At 39.3% G+C, this 25,959-nt stretch carries 21 protein-coding genes; 3 read left to right on the top strand and 18 right to left on the bottom strand.

From position 1 onward, the window contains the following. Positions 1 to 65: 65 nt before the first annotated feature. Positions 66 to 2,141: a sigma-70 family RNA polymerase sigma factor gene (locus QNH17_RS03520; protein WP_283877421.1), complete on the bottom strand. Its 2,076-nt coding sequence runs from the start codon at positions 2,139 to 2,141 to the stop codon at positions 66 to 68. 251 nt (positions 2,142 to 2,392) lie between these two features. Continuing rightward, positions 2,393 to 2,728, bottom strand: coding sequence for a YciI family protein (locus QNH17_RS03515; RefSeq protein WP_283877420.1), 336 nt, complete (start codon positions 2,726 to 2,728; stop codon positions 2,393 to 2,395). A 194-nt stretch (positions 2,729 to 2,922) separates the two neighbouring features. Between QNH17_RS03515 and QNH17_RS03510 the strand changes: the two genes are divergently transcribed. Further along, a complete protein-coding gene (locus tag QNH17_RS03510) occupies positions 2,923 to 3,993 on the top strand; it encodes a sulfite oxidase (RefSeq protein ID WP_283877419.1) in 1,071 nt (356 codons plus the stop codon). Between the two features lie 47 nt (positions 3,994 to 4,040). Here QNH17_RS03510 and sdaAA read toward each other — a convergent pair whose 3' ends face one another. From sdaAA to QNH17_RS03460, 10 genes are all read right to left on the bottom strand, one after another. Beyond that, complete coding sequence (sdaAA, locus tag QNH17_RS03505) at positions 4,041 to 4,940, bottom strand: L-serine ammonia-lyase, iron-sulfur-dependent, subunit alpha (protein ID WP_283877418.1); 900 nt, start codon at positions 4,938 to 4,940, stop codon at positions 4,041 to 4,043. A gap of 55 nt (positions 4,941 to 4,995) precedes the next feature. Beyond that, complete coding sequence (sdaAB, locus tag QNH17_RS03500) at positions 4,996 to 5,655, bottom strand: L-serine ammonia-lyase, iron-sulfur-dependent subunit beta (RefSeq protein WP_283877417.1); 660 nt, start codon at positions 5,653 to 5,655, stop codon at positions 4,996 to 4,998. Positions 5,656 to 5,778: 123 nt separating this feature from the next. Beyond that, positions 5,779 to 7,173, bottom strand: a complete 1,395-nt coding sequence (locus tag QNH17_RS03495) for an amino acid permease (protein ID WP_283877416.1) — start codon at positions 7,171 to 7,173, stop codon at positions 5,779 to 5,781. Positions 7,174 to 7,365: 192 nt separating this feature from the next. Then, positions 7,366 to 8,346, bottom strand: a complete 981-nt coding sequence (locus tag QNH17_RS03490) for an L-threonine 3-dehydrogenase (protein ID WP_283877415.1) — start codon at positions 8,344 to 8,346, stop codon at positions 7,366 to 7,368. 80 nt (positions 8,347 to 8,426) lie between these two features. Then, positions 8,427 to 9,617, bottom strand: coding sequence for a glycine C-acetyltransferase (locus QNH17_RS03485; protein WP_283877414.1), 1,191 nt, complete (start codon positions 9,615 to 9,617; stop codon positions 8,427 to 8,429). 433 nt (positions 9,618 to 10,050) lie between these two features. Then, positions 10,051 to 11,235 carry a sulfite reductase subunit alpha gene (locus tag QNH17_RS03480; RefSeq protein ID WP_283877413.1) on the bottom strand — a complete coding sequence of 395 codons (1,185 nt, stop codon included), beginning with the start codon at positions 11,233 to 11,235 and terminating at the stop codon, positions 10,051 to 10,053. 314 nt (positions 11,236 to 11,549) lie between these two features. Continuing rightward, positions 11,550 to 11,990 (bottom strand): YaiI/YqxD family protein, encoded by a 441-nt coding sequence (locus tag QNH17_RS03475; RefSeq protein ID WP_283877412.1) that lies wholly within the window; start codon positions 11,988 to 11,990, stop codon positions 11,550 to 11,552. A gap of 267 nt (positions 11,991 to 12,257) precedes the next feature. After that, entirely contained in the window at positions 12,258 to 13,490 is a 1,233-nt protein-coding gene (locus QNH17_RS03470; protein WP_283877411.1) for an NAD(P)/FAD-dependent oxidoreductase, read from the bottom strand. Between the two features lie 149 nt (positions 13,491 to 13,639). Further along, positions 13,640 to 16,264, bottom strand: coding sequence for a winged helix-turn-helix domain-containing protein (locus tag QNH17_RS03465; protein WP_283877410.1), 2,625 nt, complete (start codon positions 16,262 to 16,264; stop codon positions 13,640 to 13,642). Positions 16,265 to 16,297: 33 nt separating this feature from the next. Next, on the bottom strand, positions 16,298 to 16,570 hold the full coding sequence (locus QNH17_RS03460; protein WP_283877409.1) for a hypothetical protein: 273 nt from the start codon (positions 16,568 to 16,570) through the stop codon (positions 16,298 to 16,300). Positions 16,571 to 17,022: 452 nt separating this feature from the next. Between QNH17_RS03460 and QNH17_RS03455 the strand changes: the two genes are divergently transcribed. Further along, positions 17,023 to 18,192, top strand: a complete 1,170-nt coding sequence (locus tag QNH17_RS03455; protein ID WP_283877408.1) for an endo-1,4-beta-xylanase — start codon at positions 17,023 to 17,025, stop codon at positions 18,190 to 18,192. A gap of 276 nt (positions 18,193 to 18,468) precedes the next feature. On the opposite strand, the gene QNH17_RS03450 is transcribed toward QNH17_RS03455, so the two are convergent. The 5 genes from QNH17_RS03450 to QNH17_RS03430 all read right to left on the bottom strand — a co-directional run bounded on the left by QNH17_RS03450 (position 18,469) and on the right by QNH17_RS03430 (position 24,497). Beyond that, positions 18,469 to 19,362: a carbohydrate ABC transporter permease gene (locus QNH17_RS03450; protein ID WP_026564810.1), complete on the bottom strand. Its 894-nt coding sequence runs from the start codon at positions 19,360 to 19,362 to the stop codon at positions 18,469 to 18,471. Between the two features lie 17 nt (positions 19,363 to 19,379). Then, complete coding sequence (locus tag QNH17_RS03445; protein ID WP_283877407.1) at positions 19,380 to 20,255, bottom strand: carbohydrate ABC transporter permease; 876 nt, start codon at positions 20,253 to 20,255, stop codon at positions 19,380 to 19,382. A 283-nt stretch (positions 20,256 to 20,538) separates the two neighbouring features. After that, positions 20,539 to 21,828, bottom strand: a complete 1,290-nt coding sequence (locus tag QNH17_RS03440) for an extracellular solute-binding protein (protein ID WP_283879423.1) — start codon at positions 21,826 to 21,828, stop codon at positions 20,539 to 20,541. Between the two features lie 136 nt (positions 21,829 to 21,964). After that, positions 21,965 to 22,753, bottom strand: coding sequence for a response regulator transcription factor (locus QNH17_RS03435; RefSeq protein ID WP_481858567.1), 789 nt, complete (start codon positions 22,751 to 22,753; stop codon positions 21,965 to 21,967). Further along, the gene (locus QNH17_RS03430) at positions 22,719 to 24,497 is read right to left on the bottom strand and encodes a sensor histidine kinase (protein ID WP_283877406.1); all 1,779 of its coding nucleotides are present in this window, start codon (positions 24,495 to 24,497) and stop codon (positions 22,719 to 22,721) included. The genes QNH17_RS03435 and QNH17_RS03430 overlap by 35 nt, the downstream gene beginning before the upstream one ends. Positions 24,498 to 24,672: 175 nt before the next feature. On the opposite strand from QNH17_RS03430, the gene QNH17_RS03425 reads away from it, so the two are divergent. Then, positions 24,673 to 25,287, top strand: coding sequence for a YesL family protein (locus QNH17_RS03425; RefSeq protein ID WP_283877405.1), 615 nt, complete (start codon positions 24,673 to 24,675; stop codon positions 25,285 to 25,287). Between the two features lie 68 nt (positions 25,288 to 25,355). Here QNH17_RS03425 and QNH17_RS03420 read toward each other — a convergent pair whose 3' ends face one another. Then, a complete protein-coding gene (locus tag QNH17_RS03420) occupies positions 25,356 to 25,958 on the bottom strand; it encodes a polysaccharide deacetylase family protein (RefSeq protein WP_283877404.1) in 603 nt (200 codons plus the stop codon). Position 25,959 lies beyond the last annotated feature (1 nt).

Raw genomic sequence — 25,959 nt, 5'->3', positions numbered from 1 at the left:
CAACAAAAAAGCTGCCAAAATGACAGCTCTGTTCTTCATAGTATGCATTAATTCTTTATGCTTAGTTATTTCAACGAAATCTTCACAACATCATCCAAATATTTCGTCACACTATATCCAAAAATCTCCAGCCTTTTAGGAATCACTTTCTCCCCAGAGCCGTTACCGTCCACCTTCATGTTTTGAACGGTAATGAAATAGCGAGGCCTCTCGATTTCGTCAAATGGGACAAGCATTTTATCTGTATCGTATTCCATCCCGTTTTTATCAACAAGCACTCCTTCCGTATTCATCTCCATCGAAACAGGCTCATTTTCATCCTCTCCCACAATATTGAAGTTAAGAGATTCATACGCTCGATTCTTAACTTCATGATCACTTATGACAATAATGGAGGGTTGTCCAACCTCCAGTTTGTCGATAGAGATTGTACTGCCTGCATATTCAAATGTTTGAGGATATTGCTTAGTAGCGTCCAGTTCGATGGTTTTTGGGTCTTGAAACGTTAAATTAATTGATCCGAGTTGAACGTTAATCTCTTTTGGCTTTTCTCCAAAAAGAGGGTCAAAGTTTGTTTGAAAAGTAGTCCAATTCATGTATTGTTGTGAATCCATAAAATAGCCGCCATATGTATCAGGTTTTACTTTTTTATTATTCACTTCCAGATTTTCAAAATTAAGAACATCAATCATTTTCTCTGGCTTTTCACTATTAATCCCATATTGCAGAATCGTCGCTGTTGGAGCAATCGTTAATTTATCAAATCGAACCGGGACTCCCTCGACTTCTGTTTGTTCATTCAAGTCATATTCAACGGAAGGCTGTTTAGTCACAGGAATCTCAAAATTCCACTCCCCTGTTTCATATCCTAGGTTCTCGTTAGCGCTAATATCATTCTGGTCAGAGGAATCACGAATCAATTTCAGGAGCTTCGTGATCTTCAGTTTGATCGTCCCATTTTCTGTTTTGAGTGGCAGCAGACTAATCTTCCCTTGAAACACGTTCTTTTCCTTATTATTTTCATTAGACTTAAGGTCAGGAGGATAATACCTAGGATGGCCTTCAGTATTCATGATTTCAAGCTCATTCTCCACAAAAACCCCATCATCATAATTCATCATATATTGATTTTCATCATTTGTATCTTCGATTTCATAAAATACAAGCGTCTGAATATCATCAGCAATCGCACTCCTGATCTTAACTTTCACCCCATCGCTTTCCGCCTCTAGGTTCAGCCTTTCACCAAGGTCCTGTTGCAGAAAGGGACGCAATTCCTGATCTTTTTCTGTCCATGTATAGTAAAGGCTGGTAAAAGTCCCTGTAAAAACTTCTAACCCTATTAATAATGCGAAAAAACTTGCCAAAACAATGCCTATTCTTATACGTTTCTTGTTCTTCTGTTGTCTGAGCTTCTCCTGTTCTGTCAGCCTAGCTTTGACGTTCCCCATGAGATCTGCTGGCACATGGAAATTCTCTATCTCTTTAGTAAGATTTAACATGTTTAACATGACATCCTGAAAGACAGCTAAATCATCCTGACAGTCTTGACAATGATAAATATGTATCTCAAAATCAATCTTTTTCGACCGATCAAGGGTTCTTTCTAAATAATCAATGTAAGCCTTATGATATTCCTTACAGCCATTATAGTGTGATCCGTACACCATTTCTTTTCTAAGTGACTGAATTCCGGAAAACAAAAGCTCTTTCATCTTTTCTACTGAAACTTGGAGAAGATGTGCCGCTTCCTCATGAGAGAGTCCTTTTACATAGGTAAGGACCATCGCTTCTTTCTCGTATTCTTTCAATTGATCAAGTGCTTTAAATATATCCTGACGTGGTTCACTTTCTTCTGGAACTTGTACACTTCTTTCATTACAAATCTCTCGACAGGTATGTATGAAAATGGACGTAACCCACGTTTCGAATGATGTTTCACTTTTAAATCTAGGCAATTCCTTGTGGACTTTTAAAATGGACCGGTAAAAAAGCTCTTCCATTTGCTTCTGATTACTAAGATAGGACCAACCAAGTGTATAGAAAGTTTGTTTATGCTGATCGAACCAATCAAAGAGGGATTCCACGCCTTTTTTGCTTATTGTGATGATTGAAACAGGATCTATTTTTGCTGGGACCATGCATGAATTTCCCCCTTCAACATTCGCTTTATACCAAATGGTATTTACATCATGAATTTCTATTAATCACTTTTAATTATAATATAATAGAATTAAAATTGGTCTATATTTCCTTTTCTTGGATGATATTTAATATTCAAACATCTCTATATTGTATTATTTGTACTGATAAAGTAAATGGCTCAGTCCAATACTGAGCCATTTACTATTGTTTATTCAAGTTTCTTTTTTTAGTAACACTGCCTACCGGATCAAGCATGTTGTTTCGGCAGCACTGCTTTCATCGGGTAAAATTCAGTTTCCATTATACCAGCAATTACAGCTGGGTCTTCATTGATAAGTTTTGGGACTTGAGCTTCATTTTCAACTTCAATTATGGCTAGTCCATGCGGAGCCGAGGGATTTAAAACAGGACCGAAAACCAGAGCAATCCCCTGATTTTGTTTGTCTGTCCAATAGTCAATATGTTTTAACATAATATCCCGTTCTTCAATTGTCATATCCTGATGAAAAGTAGTTCTCGGTGGAGTAGATTTTAGCATAAAGTGCATTTTAGCTGTAACCTTACTTGCTGTATTGTCCGACATCCTCATTTACCCCCATCAAATTAAAGTTCTTATTCCTAGTTACGACACTCAATAATAATTATTCCATGAATCCCTTTCGAATACAATGAACCCCCTTATATGCCACTTAGCCTGCATTCAGACAAGATTAGGGTCTAAATAGAAAAAGATCATCATATTTATTTATATTGAATTTTTTTGTTAGGAGGGAAAAGATGCCCAATCCTCAATATCCAAATATAAAACCTCATCTAACGACACGCAGTTTACATCCTGAAAGTCAGGAAACACCTATTCAGTTTATAGAAACTGATATCATTTATAATCATTTATTTTATAGACAAAACCACTTTTCTTATCCTTCTCTTTCTTATTCCAACTATTGGATTCCTATAAATGGCTTTGTCTTAACCCAAAAGCTGTTCTCCATGCAAGATCTCCTGCAACTTCCATCGAAAACGGTTAAAGTAGTCCTTGAATGTGCAGGAAACAAACGTAGTTTTTTTGATCCTAAAGCATTTGGAGAACAATGGGAAAAGGGTGCCATTAGCCAAGGGGTTTGGAAAGGAGTTCCGCTGCGAACCCTCCTTGACCTAGCGGGAATTAGAGAAGGGGCAAAAGAAGTGATCGTGGAAGGGTATGATTACGGAAAAAGAACCGACTTAGATTCCATTTATAGTTTCACCAGGAGTTTACCTATGGAAAAGGCACTACATCCTGATACCATTATTGCTTATGAATATAATAATCAACCAATTCCATTTAAACATGGTTATCCATTAAGATTAATCGTTCCACAATGGTATGGTATGGCTTCGGTTAAATGGATTAAGCAAATAACCATTACTGATTCAAATTTTAAAGGGCCATTTCAGTCCATTGACTATGTATATTATCCACATAAAGAGAGTAACAAAGATACTAAGCCCGTCACAAATATAAATGTTAACTCTACCATACAAAAACCGTTAGATATGGATGTTCTTAATACTGGTAAGCACCTAATTAAAGGTATCGCTTGGACAGGGAAAGGGTCTATAACAAAGGTAGAGGTCAGTACTGATAATGGGAAAACGTGGTTAAATGCGAAAATCGAAAATGAAAATTCCAGTGGTTATGAATGGGTTTCTTGGTCATATGAATGGTCTATAGTAGAGAAAGGAGAATACACGATTTTATCAAGAGCAACAGATTCTACAAATAGAATTCAGCCAACATCACCATTTTGGAACAAAAAAGGCTATGGTTACAATGCAATAGATAAAATTAAGGTAAAGATAGAATAGAAACCAATCAAGAAAGCTGCCAGTAGTAACCGGCAGCTTTTTAATAGTTATGCTAAATAATCAATCAGTTTTTCCTTAGGCTGGCCAAAGATTTCCGCTTCAAGCCTCCGTCCGGTCGGGGTAGCCGCCAGTCCACCTTCGGCTGTTTCCCTTAACGCAGAAGGCATTGACTGTCCAATCGCATACATGGCTCCAATGACTTCGTCACATGGAATTCTGCTGGTGATCCCGGCAAGAGCCATATCGGCTGCTGTCAAAGCATTCGATGCACCCATTGCATTCCGTTTCACACAAGGTACTTCCACGAGGCCAGCAACCGGGTCACAAACAAGACCCAGCATATTTTTTAAGGTGATGGCCATTGCTTCCGCTGATTGCTTAGGCGTACCACCAGCCATTTCAACGATTGCAGCTGCTGCCATACCTGAAGCCGAACCCACCTCTGCCTGGCAACCGCCTGCAGCACCTGAAATGGATGCATTGTTTGCTACGACAAATCCAAACGCCGCTGCCGTAAATAAAAATTCAATCATTTCCTGTCTAGTTGGATTGAGTTTATCCTTTACCGCAAATAACGTACCCGGGACAACTCCCGCCGAACCGGCAGTTGGCGTCGCACAAATGATGCCCATCGCTGCATTGACTTCATTCGTGGCAACCGCCTTGCTTACCGCATCCAAAAGCAATGAACCCGTAAGAGACTTTCCGCTCTTAATATAGTTTTGCAGCAAAACTGCATCTCCGCCTGTGAGTCCTGTGCGTGATTTTACTCCATTTAAGCCCCGTTCGATAGCCCGTTCCATTACGGTCAGGTTCTGGTCCATTTTGGCAAGCACTTCTTCACGGGAAAGGCCTGTAACTTCTACTTCCTGCCGAATCATGATTTCGGCTATTTTAACCTGATGTTGTTCCGCCAGCGAAACAAGTTCAGCTACATTACGAAACATAACATTTCCCCCTGCTGTCTTCTATTAATCTAGTGTTCAACCCTGAAAACACCGATTAGTCAACCATACGGATGACACTAATAACGTTGTCAAGCTTTTGCAAATCGTTTACCAACTGTTCATTTATCTTTTCATCGGATTCAATGACCATGATGGCCGTGTCGCCTTTATCTTTCCTGGCCACTTCCATATGACCAATGTTTATTTTATTTTGTGAAAAAATGGATGTTACCGAGCTGATTACTCCAAAACGGTCATTATGCATGACCAGTATGGCGGGGTCACCCGATAACTTTAGCTTGAAGGAGTTGATTTCTGTTATTTCAATAGATCCTCCACCGATAGAGATTCCAATGATCTCCATCTCTTTATCGTCCGCAAAAAGATTAATCTTTACTGTGTTTGGATGTTCTGTAACGGCCTTTTCCTCTTGAAAGATGACCTCCATACCCAATTGTTCCGCTATCGCCAATGCATCAGGAATCCGCTCGTCGAACGTATCAAAGTCTAGTAAGCCCGCTACAAGGGCTAAGTCTGTTCCATGTCCTTTATATGTTTTTGCAAAGGAACCATAAAGCGAGAGAACAGCCTTTTTCGGCTGGCTCTCGAACAGGGTTCGGGCAACGCGGCCAATGCGGACGGCACCAGCTGTATGTGAACTGGAAGGCCCAATCATAACCGGACCAATAATTTCAAATGCTGATCGATACTTCATTGTTATCACCTGAGTTCTATATTAAGATTCTCTACATGTTATTCCATTTGCTTACTTAGCAACACGTCTTTAAGAAAAAATAGGGACAATTTATAGAAACTGTCCCTATCCTGCTATTAAAGTTTAAACTGCTTTCTTATCTGTCATATCTGCTTGAAGATCCGCAGGTACACGCTTATTGATTCCGAAGGCATAAAAGCTGATGGTCACAATAGCTAAAAACACAATACCTGCAATCAGTGAAACACGAGTGTCTTCGTTGAACCACATTCCAACAAGCACCGCTGTCAGATAGGCAATTGTCACATAGTTAGTAACAGGCGCAAAAGGCATTTTGAATGGATGGCTGGCCATTTTATCAGCATGAACTTTTCTGAACTTGATTTGACTGATCAGAATGACAAACCAAGGAACCATCCCTGGTAGAACACTTGAAGCATAGACGTACACAAACAGTTTTTCTGGTGCAATATAACTTAACACAACACCAACGCCAAGTCCGATCAATACGCCAATTGTACCGAATAAAGGAACTCCGTTACTCGAAACCTTCGCGAACGCTTTTGGAGCTTGTCCATTAACACCAAGAGTATAAAGCATGCGCCCTGCACTATAGATACCACTGTTACATCCGGACATCGCAGCAGTGATAACAACAAAGTTAATGATTCCGGCTGCAGCTGTAATACCGATTTTTGCAAAAGTCGCTACGAACGGGCTTCCGATAGCATGCAATTGATCCCAAGGATAAACTGTGACTATAACAAAAATTGCACCAATATAGAAAACGAGGATACGCCAAATCGTACTTTGAATCGCATTCCTGATTGTTTTTTGAGGATCTTTCGCTTCACCAGCGGTAATACCGATAAGTTCAACACCTTGATACGCACCAACAACTAGTGATAGGGCAAAGAGGAATCCTTTAAGACCTCCAGTAAAGAACCCGCCATTTTTCCAGAGGTTTGATAGGCCGGTAGCTTCTCCTCCGTTGCCAAGGCCGAAGAAAATCAAGCCAAAACCTGCAATAATCATCAATACAATCGTAACTACTTTAATCAATGCAAACCAAAATTCGAATTCACCAAATGATTTAACGGAAATAAAGTTTGCTGCCCCAAGGATAACCATTGCGATAAGTCCTGGAATCCATGCAGGAAGATCTGGAAACCAATACTTCATATATGTGCCGATTGCAATAACTTCCGCCATGCCGACAACTACCCACTGGAACCAGTTGCTCCAGGCAGTCATATATCCAGCAAGTGGATGGATATACTTATAGCCAAATGTTGCGAATGAACCTGTACTTGGTTCCAAATAGAGCATTTCGCCCATGGCGCGCATAATTAAATATAGAAAAATACCTGTAATTCCATAGGCGAGCATAACGGATGGACCCGTCCATCCTATCGTGCTGGAAGATCCCATAAATAGACCTACACCAATCGTACCGCCTAAAGCAATCATTTGAATATGACGTGAACTTAAGCCCCTATTCAATTCCTTGTTTGCCATTTCGTTTCCTCCCCTATACTGCTTATTGTCAAATATTAAGCAAGATTCATATAACCCTTTGTTCATATTTTGTTATCGTAGTATAACTTATGATAACATAAACCCCAGGAAGTAGTCCACCTGAAAAATACAATTGTCTTTTTCATAAAGATGAATTATAATAGATTCGTAGACGGATGATTATTCCAGAAACTAATAGGCTAATGCAAGTTCCCTAAATGGGATGCCTAATTTCTCTGATAAATTTTCCAGCATATCTTTTGTCATACGATCCAAATCGTATTGTGGATTGAAATCCCATTCTTTACGTGCAGCAGAGGCATCAATGCTATTCGGCCATGAATCTGCGATGCCTTGGCGTACAGGGTCAACATTATATGAAATTTCGAATTCAGGAATGAATTTCTTAATGGATGCAGCAATTTGTTCCGGCTCAAAGCTCATCGCCGTGATGTTAAATGCGTTACGATGCTTCAATCGTGAAGGGTCAGCCTCCATTAATTGAATAATTGCTTCGATTGCATCAGGCATATACATCATATCCATATAGGTTCCTTTCCCAATGAAAGATGTATATTTCTTGTTCTTAAGAGCTTCATAGTAAATATCTACTGCGTAGTCAGTTGTTCCCCCGCCTGGAAGAGTCTTGTACGAAATCAGTCCAGGGAACCTTACTCCGCGCACGTCTACACCAAATTTAGTAAAATAGTAGTCGCAAAGTAATTCTCCGGATACCTTTGTGACGCCATACATAGTAGTTGGCCTTTGTACCGTATCCTGTGGTGTCATATCTGCAGGTGTTCCTGGTCCGAAAGCAGCGATGGAGCTCGGTATAAAGAGTTTTAGATTTAGCTCACGGGAAACTTCAAGGGCGTTCATCAGGCCACCCATATTCAGGTCCCATGCAAATTTTGGTTTTGCTTCTCCTACTGCCGACAAAAGGGCTGCAAGATGCATGAGGGTGTCAACTTCATATTTTTTACAAATGCCCAGCATTGCTTCGTAATCCATCACATCAAGGATTTCAAATATACCACCTTCGATGACTGGATTGCCTTCAATATGACGAATATCTGTTGCAATAACATTTTCTGTTCCGTACATTACTCTGAGACGATGTGTCAATTCAGAACCGATTTGGCCGAGACAGCCAGTAATAAGAATTTTTTTCATAATAAACGGGACCTCCTGAAGTGTCTTTTACTAATATTAAGCTGAAGCAAAATCTCTAGTATTCTTGGTGAAATTATTAATTAGATAATAGACAATTCCTTACCTATTTTTTCATAGACTGCTAGAACCTCATCAAGCATTTCCTTGGTGTGTGCAGCAGTAGGCATATTCCTAACCCTGCCTGTACCTCTAGGAACGGTTGGGAAAGTGATTGATTTGGCATAAACGCCTTCTTCCATCAACCTGCGCGAAAATAATTGGGTCAGATCTTCTTTCCCTATGATGCATGGGGTAATTGGCGTTTCGGAATGGCCAATATCAAAACCAAGATTCTTTAAGCCTTCTTTTAGATATCTTCCGTTTTCCCAAAGCTTTTCAACCTTTTCTGTCGATTCGGACATGATATTGATCGCTTCGATACATGCAGCCGCATCTCCCGGAGTCAATGAGGTTGAAAATAGGAATGGACGTGCACGAACTTTCAGCCAGTCAATCAGCTGTTCTGTACCTGCTACATACCCGCCTACGACACCAATCGCTTTTGAAAGGGTCCCAATCTGCAAATCAATGCGGTCTGATAGTCCAAAATGCTTGACTGTACCAGCACCATTACCCATTACCCCAGAACCATGAGCATCATCTACATAGGTAATTAACCCAAACTCTTCAGCAATTTCAACGATTTCTGGAAGTTTCGCTACATCACCGTCCATTGAGAAGACTCCGTCTGTGATGTACATGACTTTTTCGTAAAGACCGCTTTCAATCGTTTCTTTCGCAACTCGGCGCAAATCGTCCATGTCCTGGTGTTTAACGCGGATAATTTTCGCACCTGATAATCTGCATCCATCAATGATTGATGCATGGTTCAATTCATCGGAGAGAATAGCATCCTTCTTTGTCATCAAGGCTGAAATAGCACCCATGTTGCAATTGAACCCGGATTGAAAGGCAATGGCCGCTTCGGTATGCTTGAACTTTGCAATTGTTTTCTCCAATTCATTATGAATTTTCAATGTACCATTGATTGTACGGACCGCACCGGCTCCTAATCCATACTCGTCAATTGCCTCATGCGCTTTTTGCTTCATTCTTTCATTATTGGCAAGGCCAAGATAATTATTGGATGACATATTGATTAATGCTTTGCCATTGATATTAATTATTGGGCCGTTTGGTCCTTCTACAGTATCAATGACATTGTAAAGGCCGTTTTCTCGCAACTCGTTCAGTTGGGGTGTTAAGAAATCCTTTAAAACTTTATTTGCCAAAGTAGTTCCTCCTTTTAAATTACCTCACTCAGGATTATTCACATAACACCTACTAAGATCTACTAATCTGAAAGCGATTTCAAATAACTACCAAAAAAAAAGCAGTTATATCTCGATAAATAATTGCTCCCGAAAATTTTCAATCCTACTTTTAAACGCGTGATGCTATGGAATTGGAAGTGTGGTAATAAGCTGTTCAGTTGATCTTTCTCTCAACGTATTAAAAAAGTAGATTCATATATTTCAATGTTATTCTATAATTATGTCGAAAAACTGTCAATACTATTACAAAAAACTAATCATTCAGACAAATGACCTAAATTCTCTTTAGGTTGTTAGAAAGTCTTTAGCAGAGCATGTTCACTTAAATTCTGACATAGTAAAAAAACCTTTGTACCACGGGACAAAGGTTTTTTTACTATTCACTTACCTTTTAATACACATCACGCTGATAACGTCCTTGCTTTTGCATATCTTTTAGATGGGCTTCTGCTTCTTCGCGGCTCATAGAACCTTCTTTTGCAATTACGTTAATAAGTGTTTCATGGACGTCCTTCGCCATGTATTCCTTATCTCCACACACGTAGAAATAAGCACCTTTTTGCAGCCATTCAAATAGTTCTTTACTATGTTCTTGCATTTTATGCTGAACATAGACTTTTTGAGCTCCGTCTCGGGAGAAGGCCGTATCTAATTTAGACAGTACCCCATCTTGCTGATATTGTTGCAACTCATCTTGATAAAGGAAATCTGACGCTTCATGCTGGTCTCCAAAAAATAGCCATGACCGGCCTGTTCCTTTATTCACTGCACGTTCCTGTATAAACGAACGGAATGGTGCAATTCCTGTTCCTGGTCCAACCATAATAATATCAATATCATGAGACTCTGGCAGATGAAAATGTTTATTTGCTTGAATAAAGACCGGAAGCGTATCTCCTTCATTTACACGCTCAGCACAAAGTACAGAGCAAACCCCTTTACGATCGCGTCCATGAGCTGTATAACGGACAGCACCAATGGTTAAATGAACTTCATCCGGATTAGCTGCAATGCTGCTTGCAATCGAATAGAGGCGCGGCGTCATTTTCCTTAAGATAGAAACGATTTCCTGAGCAGAAGCTTTCCATGGACCGAACTCACGTAACATATCAAGCAAATCACGTCCATAGCAATATTCTTTCACCTGGGCTGCATTTTCAACCAAGAGAAGTTTTTGTAGCTCTTCGTTCTCTGTGAAAGCTGCTGCCTGCTGTAAAACCTTTTTTGATAGCAGGGTAATTTCAAAATAGTTCGTTAGCGCTTTCTTCAGCGGAAGTGTCTCACCTTGCTTATTGATCGTTACAAGAGCTTCTTCATCCCATTGCATTTCGTCAAGAAGGGACGCCACAAGTTCTGGATCATTTGAAGGGATAATTCCAAGGGCATCGCCTGGCACATAAGAAAGGCTTGATCCTTCTAGTGATAACTCAACATGCCTTGTTTCTTTACTTGAGCCTGCACCATTTATATTAATGTTTTTAAGAATTTTTGCTTGAAACGGATTTGTTCGTGAATATGTTGTTGGAACCTGGTTGTCTTTTTGGTCAGTCTTCGTGTTATCCAATGTTTTTTGCATGGTTCTTAACCTCCAAAAGTGATATATACATTTTACCATTTATTTCGGAAAATCTGATGTGTATTTTTTCACAATTTTCTTTCCAATTTCGATTGAATTTACCAATCAACGTTTAAATGGGTCAAAGTTTTTTTCAAAGCTTATAAAATAAAGTTAGCAAATATATAAAAAATTACAATACTATAAAATAGATATATTTGAGATAGTAGCAATGATAAGGGAAATATTTAATCCAGAGATTTCACTTGCCACATTTAAAATTATATCAGGTAATTAGATATGGTTAAAATTTAAAAAGAAGTATCTAATTATTTCTATCTAGAAATAGCTTGTTTAAAAAGCCTTCTAAATTGCTCCCGATCTTCTGCTGTAAACGGCTTTGGTCCCTTTGTCCGCTTTCCGCCTTTTCGAGCCATTGCACTTAAGTATCGTGTTTGTAATAATTGATCAATATTTTCATGGGTATACCTAAACCCTTTATGGTGAAGGACGATACATCCTTTTGGTAAACCCAGCGATGCAAGTCCATAATCTTGCGTAACAATCATATCGCCTGATTCGGCTAACTTCATAATCCGATAATCAGCAGCATCCGCTCCAGAATCGACATAAATAATTTCCACTCCTGAAGGTTGTTCCGCATTAGAATAGTGCGAAAAACTCGTAACAAGGATCACAGGAATTCCTGCTTTCCCTCCTTCTGAAATAATAATATCCTTTACCGGACAAGCATCTGCATCCACATAAATTTTCATCTTTATCTCTCCTATAAAGAAGTTCGAATTAATTGTGATACTATTGGTAAATGACACTTTTGTCAAATTATGTACGCAGTAGAACGATGCACAATTTATATATTTAAAAATAAACCTTCCCTCTTGCCAGATAAAAAAAAGATGCTGATAAAATAAGCAAAAGCGCTTATTTTATCAACATCCCTTCAAGTGCTATATTTTCATTTCTGAGCAAGTTCGACACCTTGGCTAATTGCTCTACCCAGTGTCCCCCAAGCTTGAGGACTTCTAACGCCCACTCTCAATCATACTTTGAATCTTGCTTTCTAAATCCTTGGGTTCATTGGCATAATTATATAACCCTAGGAAGGTTTGGGTTAGGTCTGGGTTCATCCCGATTAAACGATTGACCAAATGTTGTTCCTCGGTAAAAAGCCTATTCTTCGTAAATTGGCAGGCCATTTCAAACCTTGAAAGCATTTTTTCGTTCATTCTTTGGTTGTATTGGTCCGCCATCTTCTCCCAGTTCATGGACCAGTCTTGGTGCTGACAGAGGACTTCAGCAAGAATTCGTGCACCGTATAGACCATCATGCATTCCTTGACCAACAGCTGGGTCCTTAAAGGAAAGGGCATCTCCAACTAGTGCCCAACCCGGCCCCATTCCGTTGTACCAATCATTGTCATAGCCCAATAATCCTTTAACCTTACCTGTAAAATCGGCTCCCTGCAATCGCTCTGGAAAATCAGTATTACCAAAACCAAAATCGACCAGCGCACGAAAAGCACCTTCAGGATTAACTTTGAACCGTTCCATCCATTCCTTGTCTTCAAGCGGGAACATAATCCCAATCACATGCAATTGATCGCTTGTTGGAAAAGCGATGATTAATTTATCCTTTACTTTATAAAATTCTGCACATCGCTCTCCCTTTTGGATAAAGTTTTTGACATAGCCTACATAAGAAGCAAAATCGGTAGGAACGGATTTCCACTTCTCACTATTTACCTTTTTCCGAATCGTAGAATTTCTGCCATCGGCGCCGATAACCAGTTTTGCTCTAAATTCAACCGTACTTCCATTCGGATCAATGGCCTGAATTCCGGCAACTGTTCCATTCTCCATTAAAATATCGGTTACACGAAACTTTTGAAGGGCCGTTACATTCTCTTGTTTAATCGCATGTTCGAATAAGATTTGATCGAGGTGTGTTCGGCGAATACATAAACAGTTGGGTTCTCCATCCACCACGGGAAAACTTCCATCAATCACTTCCTCATCGAATTGAATGAACGCCCGATTGTAGGTTGGTGTTCCCGTTGCCAGCAGCTTCCCTAGGACTCCCATTTCTTTTAACATAAGCAATGAATTGTTAAAAAAGTTATGGGTAGAGAGGATATCACTTGGAAATTGACTCCGCTCCAGAAGCAGGATTTTATAGCCTTTCTTAGACAGTTCATACGCTGTTGCAGCCCCCGCCAACCGGCCGCCGACAATAATCACATCATATAGATTCTGCACTTTTAGTAACCTCCTATAACAGCCTTTGCTGTTGATATTCCCATGGTATCAAATCATCGATAGCTGTTAATCTAACAAAGGTTATAGCGGGGGTTATATATATTCAAATCTTTGCAAATCCTATCTCATTATGCTAAACGTGCGGATTATCAACTTTTATGTTCCATTTTGCGAATGGCCTCGACTCTTCCTTTTGCTCCAAGCTTGCTGTAAATGCGATTGAGATGGATTTTTACAGTCCCTTCGGTAACTATGAGCTTTGCCGCAATTTCTTTATTGGATAAGCCCATGGACAACCAGTGAAGAACCTCCATTTCTCTAGCCGTCAGTCTGTGAACCCCGGTTCGGTTACTAGACTCTTTAGATGGATCGTTTATCCCCACCTGTTGCAGGATTGAAGTAAGATAGTTCTCTGAAACGTCTGAGAATAGTTCCATCTGGTGACGTTTAGTCTTCACTAGAAGGTATTGTTGAAACAATTCTTTTGGATTAAAACCGATATCTGAAAAGATTCGTTTGTAACCATGCCCTTCGCCAAGTCTCAATGCTTGATTCAGGTGGGAAATGCTTTCAAAGCCTTTTCCTAACCCACGGTAGATCTCGGCTAAATAGAGGTGAGATTCAAGACTGGTCATTATTCGTCCATTTTGTTCTGCTTGATTTAGGAGGATATGGGCAAAGATTTCTGCATCCTTTAGTTGCCTATTGTTAATTAAAATTAAGAGATAGACCAGTAGCTCGAATTCCCTGTTAGGAGTAAGTTCTGTTAGATCTTCAAAACAGCAGGATTCCGCCCATTTATTAACCAGTTTCATCTCACCCTTTGCAAGCTGAAATCGAACGATCTGTGCTGTTAAAAGCTGACCCCAGTGACTAAATTGAAGGTTTAAGTCATTTAGGTACTCTTTTGCTCGAAAAAGACTCTCAAAGGATTTACTCGACTTTCCCCTCGCCCACTCGATCTTTGATTTGATAACCACTGCAGGTACATACGCTCCCATTAACCTAAATGACCTCGCGAGCCTGATTGCCGTCTCCGCGTATTCAAGCGCTAACTCATCTTGATTTCGTTCGTAATGAATTTCACTAAAAGCCGCACGCTGATATGCAGCATATGCTGTTTCCTGGTACTGATTCTTTTTAATAAATGTGTGGTATAGCTGATGGAACAGGTAAGACTGTTTTCCTCTTCCATTCATCCCATAATACCCGCGAACGAAAGGCAGTTCTCCTGTATTTAGCTCAATTCCATAATCAAGCCATATCTTGATGTCAGGCATAGTGTCCCGTTCTGCTAATTGACGTAAAATCTTAATAGCTCCCTCATAATCCCCCAATAATAAGGCGTTAAAATTTTCTAACACTACCACTTCTTCTTTTAGACGGAGGATTGGCCCACTATGACTTTCCCTTGAAAAAGCAGCCTTTACCTTTGTAAGAAAAATACTTACATTTTCATATTTACCTGCTAACATTTCGGTCCATGTTAAGACAATTAGAATCTCAGGACGTTCAATAATAGGGCTGGGTAATTGGTTTAACCACTTTTCCAGCGTTGTTACTTCCCTTCTTCTTAACAAAGGTGAGACAATACTTAAAATTAACTCGGCTGCTAGTTCATAATTTTCAGCCGTTATCGCATATGGAATCGCTTCCTCGATAGAACCAGACTGAATAAACCAATGACAAGCTTTTAGATGCAGAGATTTATAGGCATCTGGCATTTCCTTCTTCAAATGAGTGGCTAAAAAGTCCGCGAAGATATGATGATAACGATACCAATATTGCTGGCTATCTAAGGGTATCAAGAAAAAATTTGACTGCTCAATTTGCTTAAGTAATTGGCTAGAGTCATTATGATCTGTGACCATATCACATAAATGACTATTCATTCGATGAAGAATGGAAGTTTTCATTAAGAATAATTTCAGATCATCGGAAAGATGTTGAAAAACTTCCTCCATTAGGTAATCAACAATATATCGGTGGCTTCCATTAAACTGATGTAAGGTATCCGTTTGACCTGACCGTTCTGAAAGTACAGCAAGCTGAATTCCGGCAATCCAACCTTCTGTAAAATCAGCTAGGAGCTGAAGGACTGACGGTTTTGGGAATACCCCCGTTTGTTGGAGCCAATAAGCTGATAGTTCCTCCATCGTAAATTTCAGATCATTGCTGTTAATTTCATTTATTTGCCCCTTGGCTCGAAGTGCGCCAATTTGAAATGCTGGTTCATTCCGACTTATTAAACAGATATGTATATGACTTGGCAAATGGTGTAAAAGAAGCGATATGGATTGATGGACTTCAAAGCTTTCAATATGATGATAGTCATCAAAAATGAGGACAACCTCTTTCGGAATATCCATCAGCCTATTTAGCAGATTGATAATCATTTGTTCGGAAGAGAACATTAACGACGGCTGCAACAGGGTTTCATATATCCCCGCCACTTCCGGATGGATTTTATCCAGTGAGGCAATTACATACGCCCAAAAGCGAAGCACATCGTTGTCACCTTCATCAAGTGACACCCAACAAGCGTTAATTTGTTGATCTCGGACCCAATCACTTACGACTGTGGACTTCCCATATCCGGGTGGTGCCGTAACCACTGTAAGTTTACATTGCAGGGTACCATTTAATGTATTGTATAGTCTGTCTCGGATTATGTGTTGATTGGGTGGATGGGGCAGGTGAAATTTAGTTGATAATAGAAAATTTCGGTTCGGAAAGTTTTCCGGATTATTTTGTGTCGATAAATTAGTACTCAACTCACTATCCTCTCTTTCTTCCGTGCTATGGAACTACAAAACCATGAAACCTAAAAAAGCGATAATCCATAACATCGGGACTAAATTTATCATGATTGCAAATCGGGGCTTTTTCACTCGGAACACCCAAGCAAGAATGGAAGCTGCGGTAACCGCAAACGGAAATAGCGAGATCACTAGAACAAAAGAGCCATTAGCGAGATTCACACCGCCGTCAAAGCTCATAAATGACAACCCCCAAATGACAAACCAGGGAACCAAAGAAAGTACATATAAGATTTGACTAATAATTAGATAAGGTTTCATAATTCCTCCTCTATAAAATTCTAAAAACAATTATGTCATTATGACTAATTATATGAGTGAATAACAAGATTAATCTATAGTATTCTTTAGAACTCCATGCGTGAAATCCGTGGTGGGGATTTTCTGGCGTCATTGGGGAAGCCGTGGAGATTCCCGTTTTCGATGTTCATGTTTAAGGTTATGACATGCCAAAACAGTACCTTCTCACCCAATACCTTTTTACTATTTTTAGAAAATTGCAAATAAACTTAGTTTATCCGATGGACGAACTAAGTTTATATCAGTTATACTATATTTAGGACAGGACTACTGCACCTAGAAGATTTTCCTTACATACTGACTCCCCAATGTATCTCCTGGCTTTAAACTAGCAAAAAGGAGGTTTCGTTTCGAATTTTTTAGAAAGCCCTTTCAAACAACCCCAACTAATAACTTATAAAGGAGATCAATACATGTTAAAAGTTATGCGTAAACCCCTCATTACTGGATTAGCTTTAGCTTTATTATTACCTGCAGGAATGTCTAGGGCAGCTGCTGGAGTAACAAGTAACCAGTCTTCTCATGCATTAACCGTACCCTCTATCGCTGAAAGATACAAAGATTCTTTCGCCATTGGTGCTGCCGTCGAACCCTATCAGTTAAATAGCACTGACGCAGAAGTTTTAAAACGCCATTTTAACAGCATTGTAGCTGAAAATATCATGAAGCCGATTAATATTCAGCCCGAGGAAGGTAAGTTTAATTTTACTGAGGCAGATAAAATAGTGAAATTTGCGAAAGAAAATGGAATGGAACTTCGTTTCCACAACCTTGTCTGGCACAGTCAGGTACCAGATTGGTTCTTCCTTGATGAAAATGGCAATCCAATGGTGGATGAGGCCGACTCCAAGCAGCGTGAAAAGAATAAAAAACTTCTATTAAAACGATTAGAAACCCATATTAAAACGATTGTAAAGCGTTATAAAAATGATATAAAATCTTGGGATGTTGTGAATGAGGTTATTGACGATGCTCCTCAAAATGAACGAGGTCTGCGTGAATCGGCCTGGTACAAAATCACTGGCGATGAATATATTAAGGTAGCTTTTGAGACTGCTAGAAGATATGCTGCAAAAGATGCCAAGCTTTATATTAATGATTACAATACAGAAGTAGAACCAAAAAGAACGAACTTATATAACCTTGTTAATGATTTATTACAGCAAGGTGTTCCAATCGACGGTGTTGGTCATCAGTCTCACATCCAAATCGGCTGGCCATCTAACGCGGACATCGAAAAATCCATTAACATGTTTGCTGATCTCGGTTTAGATAACCAAATAACTGAGCTAGATGTCAGCCTATATGGTTGGCCGCCAAGACCCGCTTTCCCTACTTATGAAGCTATTGTGGCTGAAGGTGAAAGATTAAAAGCTCAGGCAGCCAGATATGATGCTTTATTCCAGTTATATGAAAAATTAGGTGATAAAATCAGCAACGTAACGTTCTGGGGCATAGCGGATAACCATACTTGGCTAGACGACCGAGCAAAGCAATACAATGATGGTGTAGGAAAAGACGCTCCATTTGTGTTTGATCCAGAATATAAAACTAAGCCTGCTTATTGGGCTATTATGGACTAAGAAAATAGGTAAACAGCCAAAACCAGCTCCTCGCAAAGAAGGAGCTGGTTTTTTATGACAATCGAAATAAAATGAAACAAGTCGGCCCTTATTGGTTAATAGTTACCACTTACCGCTAAATTTGGCTGGAGCTGCACGATTAATTGCATCCATTCCCTCCTTACATTGAAATCGACTGGTACCAGGCACGATTCTCCCTTTGATTATTTCAATCACGTCTTCCTCATTTGCAAGAGAATCAAAAAAAGCTGACCCAAGTCAGCTTTTTTCTCACTATTACCCTTTAACAGACCCTGCCGCAATCCCCTCTACAATGCGGTCACTTAAAATAAAGTACGCAATCAATACTGGGATAATACTAATCATCAGCGTTGCACCAATCGCACCCCAGTCAGTCAAGTACTGTCCTACGAAGTTGTTTACCCCAACCGTAATCGTTTTCCATTTGTCGGAACTAAGGAATGTATTAACAAATACGAATTCGTTCCAGTTATAGATCATGTTGATAATGACAGTTGTTGAAAGGACAGGTACTGTCATTGGCAGGGTAATTTGGAAGAAGATCCGATGGATGGAGCAGCCATCCACAACCGCCGCTTCTTCAATCTCCCTTGGGATTGTTCTGTAGAATCCTGATAGAATCATAATCGTAATCGGCAGGTTAAATGCTACATACGATAGGATAACGGACATTGGATTATCAATCATATTGGCCGTTTTAAAGAAATTAAATAATGGAATTAAGGTTGAATGAAGCGGAATCATATATCCAGCCATAAACAAACCTAGAACTAATCCACTTAATTTCCATTCCATTCTTGTGATTGCGAACGTTACAAAGCTCGCAAGAATAACAGTAAGAACAACCGCTGCGACTGTATACAGCACACTGTTAAAGAAGTAAACATCGATGTGACCCGCTGTCCAAGCCTTTGCATAGTTGCCCCATTGTGGAGCTTGTGGAAGTGCAAAAGGTGACATCCCAAAAACCTCTTGATTAGTCTTTAAGGAAAACAGGAACAGCCATACCAGCGGATAAACCTGAATAATCGCAATCACTGCCAGTACGAAGTACAAGATTCCAAATCCAATTTTGTTTCCTAGTGATTTACTGGTTTTATAAGAAGCTGATAGGGTCGTTTTTTGTATTTCAACTGCAACCTTACTCATCCTTTTCACTCCCCTTTTTAATAGTCAACATCTTTTGTATTAAGTAATTTTTGAATTAGCCATGTTGCCACAAGACAGATGATCAATAATCCGAATCCAATCGCACTTCCGTAACCGAAGTTATATTTACTGAATGCTTCTGTATACATGTAAGAGGCCATAACCTCACTCGCACCGTTTGGTCCGCCGCCGGTTAAGACGAAAATCAAGTCAAAGTATTTTAATGAACCGACAATGGCTAGGATGACCATGACTTTTATGACGCCTGCAATAAGAGGAACCTTAATTTTATAAGCAATTTGAATTGGCGTTGCTCCATCTATTTTCGCCGCTTCGATCAGTTCTTCAGGAACATTTTTTAACGCTGCATAGAAAATAATGATGTAGAAACCTGCATATTGCCAAACGATTGGAAAGAAAAGGGCAAATAATACTATTTTAGAATCCGCTAGCCAAAGCGGAGGATTTTCAACGCCAACCAACACTAGCAATCTGTTAAGCATACCGTTCGTTGGGTCAAAAATCTTCGCCCAAAGCTGTCCGATTGCTACTGAAGATAATAACATCGGGATTAAGTAGATTTTTCTTAAAAAGTTAGCACCTTTGATTTTACTTGCTAAAATCAAGGATAAAATTAAATAACCAACCAAGCTTACAGTTGAAAAAAGACCGAGTAACAGAGAATGCCATGCACTTTGCCAAAACTTTGTGTCCTTTGTTAATTCAATGTAATTTTCTAAACCGATGAACTTCATCTTGCCGATGCCGTTCCAGTCCATCAAACCATAATACCCTGTTAAGACAATTGGGATATAGATTAATAAGAGAATAAGAATTAAGGCAGGAAGTACATAAAGACTGATTACCCATTTATTTGACATTACACTTCTCATATGAATACTCCTTTCTTATTTGAAAGGCTGTGTTAAACTTGTCTGTTGATTTCCGTTCCAGGCACGAGCGGTTCGCGGGCGTGCCGGGGAGCCTCCTCGGCGCTTTTAGCGCCTGCGGGGTCTCCCCTGCCCCGTACTCCCGCAGGAGTCTTCGTGCCTTCCACTCCAATCAACTGAGTACAAAAATTAACATTAATCTTTAACACAGCCATTTGAAAAGAAGCTAAAATGATAGAGGGCATAAGTTGTATGCCCTCTACACATGAATTTCTATTAGGTCATTTTACTTTTGCTCTTTTGCAAGCTCTTCCGCGTGCTGTTTGACAAACTCTTTCGGCGTCACTTGTTTTCCAAATAGAGCGGTTACTAAATCATGGTGTAATTCCGATACTGCCGGGCTGGATTGAGTATCAAAGTAGGTTGTTACGTTCGATGCTTCACCCAAATCCTTTAAGATTTCAATGTACATTGGAGCCAAATCCAGCTTAGATGTGTCTACTTTAGTCGCAGGGATAACACCCGCATCAGTTACAGATTTTTCTCCCCATCTCTTCACAAGATAGCCAACAAAATCTTTTGCTTCCTTTTGAACTTTAGAATCTTTTGCTACGAATAAACCAACACCAGGGCCTCCTACGTAGCTGTTGATGCTTGTCCCTTTTCCGCCTTCATAAGTTGGGAACTTGAAATAGCCAATCTTATCTTTAAATTCTTGTTTAACATCTGGGCTTGTTGTGTAGTTTGGTAACTCCCAAGTAGCCGTTAAGAACATCGCTGCTTGTTCGTTCATGAAGTAACCTTTTGCATCGTCATTTGATAATGCGCTCGCGCCTTTAACAAATCCACCCATGTCGACAAGGTTTTGTACCTCTTCAGCTGCTTTTACAATAGCTGGATCATCCATTTTTGCTTTCCCTTTAATAACATCTGTTAGAATAGTAGGCCCGCCAATCCGGTCTGCTAGGTACATAAACCAGAAAGATGCCGGCCAGCCGTCTTTCGCACCAACTGTCGCAGGAACAACGCCATTATCTGCTAAAGTTTTAACAACATTTTTATACTCTGAGAAAGTCTTTGGAACTTCAAGATTATATTTCTTGAAGATTTCTTTGTTGTAGAACACGTAGGAAATATTTAATTCTAGTGGAAGACCATATGTTTTTCCGTCCACTGCATATGATTCTTTTACCCCTGGGATAAATGCATCTTTAAGATCTGCATCTCCCTCCACGATGTCATCCAGCGGTGCTAACATGTTACCTTCTACATAAGGCTTAATAAATCCATCTGACCAAGTCATGCCAATATCAGGCAGTTCATTAGAAGACGCTAAGACCTTAAGCTTTTCCCTATATTGATCTGGATTTAAAATTTCAGTTTCAATTTTTACATTATGATCTTTTTCATATTCACTAATAATGTCTTTTACAATGGAGAACTGAGCATTCGAGCTGCCTTCCGGCCACAAATGCATGAATTTGATAACTTTTTTACCATCTGAACTGCTTTCCTCTGATGAACTTGAGGAAGAGCAACCCGCAAGCACTAGAGAGACAAGCATGATTACAGACATAAAGATTGCAACCGTTTTCTTTCTTAACAATGTGATTCCCCCCTATGACCTTTTCTAGATTTTACTTACATTTATAGTCTACATTCAGATAGTTCTGAAAAATAGGTCACAACGATTAGGAAAAATACTACTATTTTTAGAAAGCCTTTTCATTATTGTCCTTTCGGTATGCGCTTGGTGTCATTCCCTCTAGTTCTCTAAAAATCTTAATAAAATATTTAGCCGTTTTATACCCGGATTCTTCTGCAATATCGTTAATTGGAAGATTAGTAGATACCAATAATTCCTTCGCACGCTGGATTCTCCGTCGGGTTACGTATTCACTGAAAGTTAATTTGACATGTTCCTTAAAGAGGACACTTAAATAACTTGGATTTAAATGAACATAATCGGCTACTTCCTTTTGGGATAACTCATTTTTTAAATGGTTGTTGATGTAATCAATCGCTTCCCTAATCGGTTCACGGTTGGAAGGATTTTGGGAATTGGCATCAACAAGTTTCGTATCTACCACTTTCTCGATTAATCCGGCCCGTTCTTTTTTCTCCACCGTTTGGACTGCTTCCTCTACGGCCTCTATTAACGCTTTTTTACTAATGGGTTTTAGTAAATAGTTAATTACCCCTAAACGAAGAGCTTCCTGGGCATATTCAAACTCTGAATATGCCGATATCACAATGATGACAGGGAATATATTTTGTTCTTTCGCGATTTTTAATAATTGTAACCCCGTTATTTCGGGCATGTGGATGTCTGTGATGAGAATATGCACTTTATGTTGCTTCATCAGTTCAATAGCTTCTTCTCCATTCGAAGCTGTATTTATTTGATATTGTCCATTTGCCCAAGTATCTAATATTTTCTTTAGTCCTTGGCGGGTTCTTGGCTCATCATCCACGATCAAAATTGTCTTTGAATTCAACATGGTCTTCCTCCCTCTTTACCGGTATGGCAAATGAAACCGTTGTTCCAATGTTTACTTCACTCATAATGGTAAGTCCACTTTTTAGACGATCAGGATAGTATAATTCCAAGCGTTTGTGAACATTGGAAATCGCAATCCCGTTGCCGCTTTTAGAGATAATCCCGCCTGATTGAATGGCCTGTTTAATAGATTCTAATTTTTCCTGATTGATACCTGGGCCGTCATCCACTACAAGTATTTTCAAATAATTTTGATCAGCCGTTGGTTGAATAGTAACCGATATCGTACATGGGTTCATCGTATTGCCTGCTCCATGTAGAACCGCATTTTCGACTAACGGCTGAATCAACAATTTTGGAATTTTCACGTGCCCGGTTTCAACAGGCATGGATAAATTCCATTTTAAGTGATCACCGAAACGCATCTTCATAATATCCATATAGTCTTCAATATGTTGGATTTCGTCCTTTATAGAAACCCAATCTCCATCGTTTTGCTTGGTTATCGTATAACGGAATAAGTTAGACATGGCTACGACAAACTCTGCCAGCTCTTCCTCATCTTTGTCCTCAAGCGTCCACTTTAGTGCGTCCAATGTATTAAATAGAAAATGGGGATTAATTTGCGCTTGTAATGCTTTTAATTCACTCCGGCTTCTGGTAATTTCCTTTTGATACACCATTTTAATCAGATGATTGGTTTCTTTCACCAGTTGGTTATAAGTACTATTTAATTCATTGATTTCATTGACCGTGGTAACGCTGGGGTTCATCGTTAATGAACCTGCGCTTGCCTGCTGCATCGTTTTCGTTAATTTAGTAATCGGCCTTGTAATAAAAGTCGATAAAAAGAGCGAACTAATCAAAAAGATAATGAAGCCAATAATCCCAGATATAATTATTCCCGAACGTAATACACTAATTCCTTTTGTTAGAGCCTTAACAGGGGTTAAGATGACCATTGTCCACCCGGTTTGATTAGACGTTTGTTTTGTCATCATATACTCCTGATTATTCAGAGAAAGAGTTGGAGCTTCATTTTTTATAATCGGTTTAAGAGATTTTTGGTAGTTTGATAGAATCGGCTTTGAATTTTGATCTAATAATATCGAATACTGGTTTTCAATATTGGTTTCGTCTTGGTCCACGAACTGCAGATAATTCCGATAGATACTAATGAGCAGATATCCGCCATTTGCGTAGTCACGCCCCATTAAATTCACTCGTCTTAGAGCGAGGATGTTATCTGAGTTATGCGGATCATCACCAATCCAAACCAGTCGTCCATTCGCGCTATCAGCCTGCTGGATCCACTTCCCGTCAATCCTAGTGACTAGATTCGTATCATCTAGTGGAATTAAACGGTCCATCGTATTGGTATAAAGTTCAAAAGAAAAAATCCCCTCTGTATTAGCTTGTATGGTATTTACAATTCCTTTTAATTGCTGGCGCTCGGTGAAAGAAATAGGGTTTCCTCCATATGCCTTAGTTAAGGTTCTTTGAGTCGTATCATTCGTCATGACCAGTTTCGAGGCCGTGCTAATTTGTTTATATAATGATTCTAATCTTCCATTTGCCTCGACTGCTGTCTGTTGAATCTGTTTTTCAGCATTATTTTTCAGCAACGTTGATACTCTATTAAAAGTTAACAGGCCGACAATCATTAAAACAATCAGCATAACGACTAAAAATACGACGAGTATTTGATTTCGTAACGTGTTCCATTTATGCAATCTCGAGAACATATTATCGCCCTTCTAGAATCGTTTTTAAACTACTATACCGCAATTTGTCGAATCCCGTAATATTATTTTAAAAAATCAAAAATCTGCTAATTTTTTAAAAGTTTGTCATGTTCAATATAGGTTCAATCGTCTATAATTTATATAAAACTAAGCACCATTAAGAAGGGGAGTTTTTATGAATAAGCTGTCGATGAGTGGTCTATATACCCTGACTGAGTGGATCACCAAGTTTGCCTATGTTAATTTATTATGGATTGGCTTCTCACTCCTTGGACTCGTGTTGTTTGGAATTAGCCCATCCACCGTGGCAATGTTTGCGGTTATAAGGAAATGGCTCATGGGTGAAAGTGATATCCCTGTGTTTCAAACCTTTTGGGATACCTATAAAAAAGAGTTCCTAAGAAGTAATGGATTAGGACTGGTTCTCGCTATATTAGCGATTATTATTTACATTGATCTGTTCTATATTAAAATCAATACAAGCTTTCAAATTCCTCTATACTTAATTATTTTCACGATTGTCATTACAGTTTTGTATATTATCCCCGTATACGTTCACTATGAAGTGAAATTTATCCAGTTGTTTAAAAATGCTTTCTTCATCATGCTAGTGAATCCGATTCCTAATATGATGATGATCATTGGGTTTATCGCAGCGATTTTTGTCATGAAGTTTATACCGGCACTATGGTTTATCTTTGGCGGGAGCATTACGGCGGGAATCATCATGGCATCCTGTTATGTAGCCTTTCAAAAAATCGAAAAAAAACAAGGGCAGGCAGCCGCTTAACACTTATAGAATACTTGTGAAACTGGAGAAGCAAAAGGAAGCACAAACGCTTAATGTGCTTCCTCTTTTTATGCTAATTTTAATAGTTCACTCACCGTAACAAGTTGATAGCCTTGTGATGTTAACTCAGAAACTAGCATTCGTACCGCTTCTATCGTTTGTGAACGGTCCCCATAGCCATCATGAAAAATTAATATACTGCCATTTTTTATCCCGTCTCTTGATTTTTCGAGGATATGACTTACCCCTGGCTGTTCCCAGTCCTTAGCCTCTAAATTAAGTGCACCAATCATCGGATATCCCTTCTGCTCGAGTAATGAAAACGTTCCCTGATTATAATCGAGATAAGGAGGACGAAAGACAACAGGTTTTCGTCCGGTCAGCTCCTCTATTAATTCCTCATTTTGTTCGATTTCTTCTAAACATTCGATGTTACTTAGTTGAGATAATTTCGGGTGAGTAAACGTATGATTCCCGATTTCATGTCCCAGGGCAGCCACTTGTTTTACCATCTCAGGATTTTTCTTCATTTGCTCACCAATCATAAAGAAGGTCGCTTTTCCAGCTGCCTCCGAAAAAATCTCTAATACTTGAGGTGTGTAGATGGGATTAGGACCATCATCAAACGTAATCGCCACTGCCTTACGCGATGTAGGAACTTCGTTAATCATA

Source organism: Neobacillus sp. SuZ13 (genome assembly GCF_030123365.1).
GTDB lineage: Bacteria > Bacillota > Bacilli > Bacillales > Cytobacillaceae > Neobacillus.
This window is presented reverse-complemented; position numbering and strand designations above follow the sequence as displayed.

Bases quoted from the DNA above. Each gene is read 5' to 3' on its own strand.
- QNH17_RS03520 (WP_283877421.1), bottom strand. From the start codon at position 2,141: ATGGTCCCAGCAAAAATAGATCCTGTTTCAATCATCACAATAAGCAAA.
- QNH17_RS03515 (WP_283877420.1), bottom strand. From the start codon at position 2,728: ATGTCGGACAATACAGCAAGTAAGGTTACAGCTAAAATGCACTTTATG.
- QNH17_RS03510 (WP_283877419.1), top strand. From the start codon at position 2,923: ATGCCCAATCCTCAATATCCAAATATAAAACCTCATCTAACGACACGC.
- sdaAA (WP_283877418.1), bottom strand. From the start codon at position 4,940: ATGTTTCGTAATGTAGCTGAACTTGTTTCGCTGGCGGAACAACATCAG.
- sdaAB (WP_283877417.1), bottom strand. From the start codon at position 5,655: ATGAAGTATCGATCAGCATTTGAAATTATTGGTCCGGTTATGATTGGG.
- QNH17_RS03495 (WP_283877416.1), bottom strand. From the start codon at position 7,173: ATGGCAAACAAGGAATTGAATAGGGGCTTAAGTTCACGTCATATTCAA.
- QNH17_RS03490 (WP_283877415.1), bottom strand. From the start codon at position 8,346: ATGAAAAAAATTCTTATTACTGGCTGTCTCGGCCAAATCGGTTCTGAA.
- QNH17_RS03480 (WP_283877413.1), bottom strand. From the start codon at position 11,235: ATGCAAAAAACATTGGATAACACGAAGACTGACCAAAAAGACAACCAG.
- QNH17_RS03475 (WP_283877412.1), bottom strand. From the start codon at position 11,990: ATGAAAATTTATGTGGATGCAGATGCTTGTCCGGTAAAGGATATTATT.
- QNH17_RS03460 (WP_283877409.1), bottom strand. From the start codon at position 16,570: ATGAAACCTTATCTAATTATTAGTCAAATCTTATATGTACTTTCTTTG.
- QNH17_RS03455 (WP_283877408.1), top strand. From the start codon at position 17,023: ATGTTAAAAGTTATGCGTAAACCCCTCATTACTGGATTAGCTTTAGCT.
- QNH17_RS03450 (WP_026564810.1), bottom strand. From the start codon at position 19,362: ATGAGTAAGGTTGCAGTTGAAATACAAAAAACGACCCTATCAGCTTCT.
- QNH17_RS03445 (WP_283877407.1), bottom strand. From the start codon at position 20,255: ATGAGAAGTGTAATGTCAAATAAATGGGTAATCAGTCTTTATGTACTT.
- QNH17_RS03440 (WP_283879423.1), bottom strand. From the start codon at position 21,828: ATGTCTGTAATCATGCTTGTCTCTCTAGTGCTTGCGGGTTGCTCTTCC.
- QNH17_RS03435 (WP_481858567.1), bottom strand. From the start codon at position 22,753: ATGTTGAATTCAAAGACAATTTTGATCGTGGATGATGAGCCAAGAACC.
- QNH17_RS03430 (WP_283877406.1), bottom strand. From the start codon at position 24,497: ATGTTCTCGAGATTGCATAAATGGAACACGTTACGAAATCAAATACTC.
- QNH17_RS03425 (WP_283877405.1), top strand. From the start codon at position 24,673: ATGAATAAGCTGTCGATGAGTGGTCTATATACCCTGACTGAGTGGATC.
- QNH17_RS03420 (WP_283877404.1), bottom strand. From the start codon at position 25,958: ATGATTAACGAAGTTCCTACATCGCGTAAGGCAGTGGCGATTACGTTT.